Origin of the sequence: Luteococcus sp. H101, from assembly GCF_038433155.1 — a bacterium.
Lineage (GTDB): Bacteria > Actinomycetota > Actinomycetes > Propionibacteriales > Propionibacteriaceae > Luteococcus.
The window spans coordinates 1-5,488 of the sequence record NZ_JBCDMW010000018.1 but is presented as its reverse complement, the minus strand read 5'-3'; the positions used below and the strand labels follow the sequence as shown (position 1 = coordinate 5,488).

Here is a 5,488-nt window from a genome sequence, read left to right as displayed (position 1 = left end):
CGCTGTGCTCTCCGCCCCCCACCCCCCCCCTCCCCCCCCCCCCCCCCCCCCGCCGCCGCCCAGCAGGCCGGAGTTGGCGGCATTCACGATCGCGTCGACGGGCTCGATGCCGGGCACCGCGGACAGGGCGGTGATGTCGCCGCGGACAATGTGGATCTCGGGGCTCATGCCTCCAGACTAGGCCGCGGATCCAGCGGCACTATGCGCGGCCGAAGACCGCCACCAGGAAGTCCGAGTCCTCCCGGAAGGGCTTCAGGTCCCAGGTGGAAAGCCCCAGCTGCAGTTTCAGGCCGCACGCCTCGGCGTCGGCCAGGAAGTCATTGAAGGAGTAGCCGCGGCCGTTGCCGAAGCCGAAGACCGCGCGACCCTCGGGCGCCAGGGCGGCGGCCAGGTTGGCCAGGATGCGCCGACGGCTGGAGGGCGCGGGGAAGGCGATCACATTGCCGGCGCACAGGATTGCGTCGAAGCCGGAGGTCACGCCGTGCCCGGCAAGATCAAGAAGGGTGAGGTCCTGGGCAAAGTAGGCGGGGCCGGGGTGTTCGGCGCGGGCGATCGTGATCAAGGTCTCGTCAAGATCAACCCCGACGACATCGTGCCCCCGCTCGGACAGGTAGCCGGCGTGGCGGCCGGGGCCGCAGCCCTCATCCAGGATGCGCGCATGGCGCGGCACCATCGCGTCGATGAAGCGGGCCTCGCCCAACAGGTCGGTCCCCTCGGCCTCCATCCGGCGGAATCGCTCGGCGTAGTTGTGGGCATGCTGGGGGTTGGCCGCGACGACCTTCTCCCAGGTGCCGGGCTCGACGGGGACGGGTGCAGTGCTGTCAGTCACGCCCGCCAGTCTTGCACGGGGACGAGTGTGGATGGTTCCCACCAATGTCGGTGGGAACCATCCACACTTCTCGCTGGCCCCCTCCGGGGTCAGATGAACAAGGTCGTCTGGGAGTCGCCCGCCTCGTCCAGGAAGGTGGCCACGCCGCCGAACTCGACGCCCGGCAGCAGGTCCTCCTTCGCGATCCCCAGCAGATCCATGGTCATGGTGCAGGCGATCAGCCGCGCGCCACCGTCGATGGCCGAGCGGATCAATTCCGCGACGCTGGGCACATTGTGCTGCTTCATCACGTTCTTGATCATGGCCGTGCCGGCGCCGCCCATGTTCATCTGGGACAGGGTGAGGGCGTCGGCGCCACCGGGCATCATCGCCTTGAACATCTTGTCCATCGGCTTCATGTCCCGCTTGGGGGCCTTCGGGTCGCGCAGTGCGTTCAGCCCCCAGAAGGTGAAGAACATGCTCACCTGGTTGCCCATCGAGAGCGCCCCGTTGGCGATGATGAAAGCCGCGATCATCTTGTCCAGGTCACCGGAGAAGACCACGAAGGAGTTCTTGTTCTTCGGTTCGACGGCTGCCGGGGCGCTCTGGGCGGCCTGCGCCACCTGGTCACCGGTGTGCCGGAAGGTGGCCCTCACCCCGGAACCGGACTGCTCCAGGTTGACCAACTGGTGGCCATTGCGCCGGGCCCAGGCCGGGCCGTCGGCGGCAAAGCCCATGTCCGAGACGGTCGCGACGATCTCGTCGCCGGGCCGCAGCCTCTTCATGGTCTCCGAGAGCTTCATGATCGGCCCGGGGCAGGCCAGCCCGGTGCAGTCCAGGTCAATCGACTGGGCGCCCAGCGGCACGGTGGTGAACGGGCCGGCCGGGGCGCTCGGAGCAGTGGGGGCCGTCGGCTCGGCCGGGGTGCGGGGGGTGAAGGCGCTCAGGTCCACCGGCTCCTCCTGCTCCCCGGTCCAGGAGCGGTAGGTGGTGGTGCCGCCGCTGAGGAAGGCGACGTCGGTGAAGCCGCGCTGCACCAGGATTCGCTGGGCCAGATAGCTGCGGAAACCGACGGCGCACAGCAGCCGGATGGGCTGGTTGCGGTCCCAGCCGTCCAGCTCGTCGCGGATCCGGCCCAGCGGAATGTTCTGGGAGCCGGGCAGGCTCCACACCTCGAACTCGGTGGGTTCCCGCACGTCGACCACCCGGCAGCCGGTCAGGTCATGATCCGGGTACCAGAGCTTCACGTCGCCCCGGATGGTGTTGCTGGCCAGGAATCCGGCCATGTTCACCGGGTCCTTCGCCGAGCCATAAGGCGGGGCGTAGGAGAGCTCCAGCTCCTCCAGGTCAAAGACGGTGCCGCCCAGCCGCAGGGCGGTGGCAATCACGTCGATCCGCTTCTCCACCCCGTCGAAGCCGGCGCCCTGCGCGCCCAGCAGCTTCCCGTCGGTGGGGGAGTAGAGCAGCTTGAGGTGCATCGGGGAGGTGCTTGGGTAGTAGCTGGCGTGGCCGGTGGGGTGCACGTGCACCGTCCAGAAGGGGATGTCCGCGGCGGCCAGCTGGCGGCTGTTCGCGCCGGTGGCGGCCACCGTCATGGCGAACAGCTTCACCACCGAGGTGCCCTGGGTGGACTCATAGCGGCTCTGGCGGCCGCAGATGTTGTCGGCGGCAACCCGGCCCTGCCGGTTGGCGGGCCCGGCCAGGGCAATCACGTGGCTGCCGGGCAGCACGGTGTGCCGGCTCTCCACCACGTCACCGGCGGCCCAGATGTGCTCGGCGCGGGTGCGCTGGTGCTCGTCCACCACGATCCCGCCACGGGGGCCGATCTCCACCCCGGCGGCGGTGGCCAGCTCGGTCAGCGGCCGCACGCCGATGGCCAGGATCACCAGATCGGCCGGCAGGGTGTCACCGTCGTCGCCCAGGCTGACCCGCAGCCGCTCGCCCTCGGCGGCGAAGCCGGTGACCGCCGTTCCCAGGTGCAGCGTGACCCCGTGGGTGCGCAGCGTGCGCTCGGCGTCGGCGGCAATCTCCGGGTCCACCGGTGGCAGGATCTGCGGCGCCAGCTCCACGACGTGCACCTCGGCGCCGCGTTCCCGCAGGTTCTCCGCGGCCTCCAGCCCGATGAACCCGGCGCCCACCACCACGGCGCGCAGCCCGGCGGGGGAGTTCACGCCGCGGTCGACCCGCTCCTTGATCCGGTCCATGTCCCCGATGCTGCGCAGCACGTGGATCCCGGGCAGGTCCACGCCCGGCACCGGCGGGATCAGCGCCTGGGCGCCCATGCACAGCCCCAGCTCGTCGTAGTCCTCGTGGTACTCCCGGCCGGAGTCCAGGTCCCGCACCGTGACGGTCCGGTGGGCGGGGTCGACGTCGATCACCTCCTGGCGCAGCCGCACGTCCAGGTTGAGGCTCTCCCGCAGGCTGTCCGGGGTCTGCAGCAGCAACCGGTCGCGATCGGTGATCACCTCCCCGACGTGGTAGGGCAGGCCACAGTTGGCGAAGGAGACGTGGTGGGAGCGTTCCAGGACGACGATCTCGGCATCCTCATCCAGCCTGCGGGCGCGGGCGGCCAGGGACATGCCGGCGGCCACGCCGCCTACGACGACGAGTTTCATGGTCTTTCCTTCCGGTGGGAGTGCACCTCCGAGAATACCCATAGGGGTATCGGAAACGCGACTCCGCATGCCGGCGGCATGGGGCGAACACAACAAATGCGGCAGGTCAGTTGTCCAAACGCCCCGAGAGCCCCTTGGGCAACTGACCTGCCGCATTTGTTGTGTTGGGGCCGGGCAGCCCGCCGGGTGCGGGGCTCGCTGGCTGGCGGGGTCGGTGTGGTGACCGGGCAGAATGGAGCCATGACCGATCACCTACCCCAGATCGCCGCCGCCGAGCTGGCCGACGACGCCGTGATCCTGGATGTGCGCGCCGACGACCAGTGGGAGCAGGGGCATGCCCCGGGCGCGGTGCACATCCCGATCGACCAGTTGGCGGCCCGGCTGACCGATCTGCCCACCACCCAGGGGCCCTTGCCGGTGACCTGTGGTGGTGGCACCAAGGCGAAGCGGGCGACGGCGCTACTGCGCGAACACGGCATTGACGCCGCGGAACTCACGGGTGGGATGCGCGGCTGGAAGGCGGCGGGAAGGCCGCTGGTTCAGGAGTGATGCGGTCAGCCCTCAGCTCAGAGCAGCCTCGGCCTGACCTGCCGTCACCGTCTTTCCCAGCTGACCGATGCCGTGAATGGATCGGTTCTGGAAGTCCTTCTCGCCGTGCTTCCTGGCGTAGAAGGCATCCATCGACGTGCCCGTCCACTGGCCTGTCGTCTGGTTCGGGTGGAAGCGGAATTCGCTGAGATACAGGAGGTAGTCGTTGCCGGAGCGGACAAGTTCCTCGGGAACGGTGGGATCAGTTGGCGCCCCAAACTGGCGAAGCTCAATGGTGTCCCCGGCGTGGACGAGTTGGCGACCCTTCAGGACCGACGTTACCCGCATCGTGGACAGGGTGGACTTTTCCCCGGTGACGCCGTCCTCGTCTGCGTCGACGATCCGTGTCTGCTGGGTCGGCTCCGCGATCACGACCAAGGTGGAGGCCTTTGCCAATGATCGAAGGTTCGGATGGAACTGGCTCTGACTGACCTCACCTGCCACCGACTGCTGTGTGGCCGGAGCTTCGATGGCGTTGGTGGGGCTGTCGGTGGTACAGCCGGTAGCGGCCATGGCTACGGCGATGACGAATGGAAGTTGCCTCATGCGGGTCATGTTCGGCTCCTCGGATCATGAGTTGCGGTTGGATCATGAGTAGGCGACGCGAAGGCCCATGGCGTCGTCGGCGGTCGGCGTGTTCCAGTTGCACTGGCGCCGGGTGCTGGTGTAAGGATTCATCACCGCGGGGAGGTGACACGGATCGGAGGTCTGGTGTCCGAGCCCTTCGGCGTGGCCCAGTTCATGTGTAATCAAACTGATGTCGACGGCCTGCGGGTAGTTCGGAAGGTCCAGATAGTATGAATTGATCTTGACGTTCCCTTTGGAAATCAGGGTGTGCGTTCCGCATGGATACGGGGGCGTCCAAAGCCCATCCGTCCCGTTCCACGTGCCGAAATTGGCCACCTGCGTTGTGATGCCATAGGCGGGGGTGCCCTTGGTGGAGTACAGATTTGGATGCGTGCCAGTCCCCGTTCGGTTGAGGTTGTTGGCGGCGGTGTTGAAATTTCCAGCATCGCGGGTAGGCATCTGCACCTACACGGGAGAGCCCTTCCCCTTCGCCCAGACGCAGCCAAGAAGTGTGTAGGCGTCAGCGGCGGGGGTGGGGAAAAGCATGTAAGGGGCAATGGCCAGCCCGAAGGCGCTGGCCATTGCCATGCCGTGACGCCAGTAGCTGTGAGTGCTCATGAAACCAGAATCCTCCGCGGCGGGAGGGGGGCAACGGGCGCTCGGCGGTTCTTGGCGAGAACTCAGAAATGCCCAGAGCGGCAGCAGAGCCTCTGACAGGATTCGAACCCGCGACATCCTCTTTACAAGAGAGGCGCTCTACCAACTGAGCTACAGAGGCGCGTCGGCGCGTGTTCGACGGGCCGACCGGTCAATTGTGCCGGGGCGGGGTGGCTTCGACAAGCTCAGCCTTCGCGGAGGGGCGCTCGGCGCGTCAGTCCTGGCCGCTCGGGTTCCGTCTTCCCGCGACGGA

At 67.8% G+C, this 5,488-nt stretch carries 5 protein-coding genes and 1 tRNA gene; 1 reads left to right on the top strand and 5 read right to left on the bottom strand.

The features are described 5' to 3' along the window. Positions 1–199: 199 nt before the first annotated feature. Together AAEX60_RS06840 and AAEX60_RS06835 are read right to left on the bottom strand one after the other, a co-directional pair. Complete coding sequence (locus AAEX60_RS06840; RefSeq protein WP_342102144.1) at positions 200–829, bottom strand: class I SAM-dependent methyltransferase; 630 nt, start codon at positions 827–829, stop codon at positions 200–202. Between the two features lie 89 nt (positions 830–918). Further along, positions 919–3,423 (bottom strand): FAD-dependent oxidoreductase, encoded by a 2,505-nt coding sequence (locus tag AAEX60_RS06835; protein WP_342102143.1) that lies wholly within the window; start codon positions 3,421–3,423, stop codon positions 919–921. A gap of 240 nt (positions 3,424–3,663) precedes the next feature. Here AAEX60_RS06835 and AAEX60_RS06830 point away from each other — a divergent pair, with 240 nt between their 5' ends. Next, positions 3,664–3,972, top strand: a complete 309-nt coding sequence (locus AAEX60_RS06830) for a rhodanese-like domain-containing protein (protein ID WP_342102139.1) — start codon at positions 3,664–3,666, stop codon at positions 3,970–3,972. Positions 3,973–3,984: 12 nt separating this feature from the next. Here the strand turns inward: AAEX60_RS06830 and AAEX60_RS06825 are convergent, their stop codons facing one another. From AAEX60_RS06825 to AAEX60_RS06815, 3 genes are all read right to left on the bottom strand, one after another. Continuing rightward, the gene (locus AAEX60_RS06825) at positions 3,985–4,566 is read right to left on the bottom strand and encodes a hypothetical protein (RefSeq protein ID WP_342102137.1); all 582 of its coding nucleotides are present in this window, start codon (positions 4,564–4,566) and stop codon (positions 3,985–3,987) included. A gap of 33 nt (positions 4,567–4,599) precedes the next feature. Next, positions 4,600–5,037, bottom strand: a complete 438-nt coding sequence (locus tag AAEX60_RS06820) for a hypothetical protein (protein ID WP_342102136.1) — start codon at positions 5,035–5,037, stop codon at positions 4,600–4,602. A gap of 246 nt (positions 5,038–5,283) precedes the next feature. After that, a tRNA-Thr gene (locus AAEX60_RS06815) sits at positions 5,284–5,356 on the bottom strand. Between the last annotated feature and the right edge of the window lie 132 nt (positions 5,357–5,488).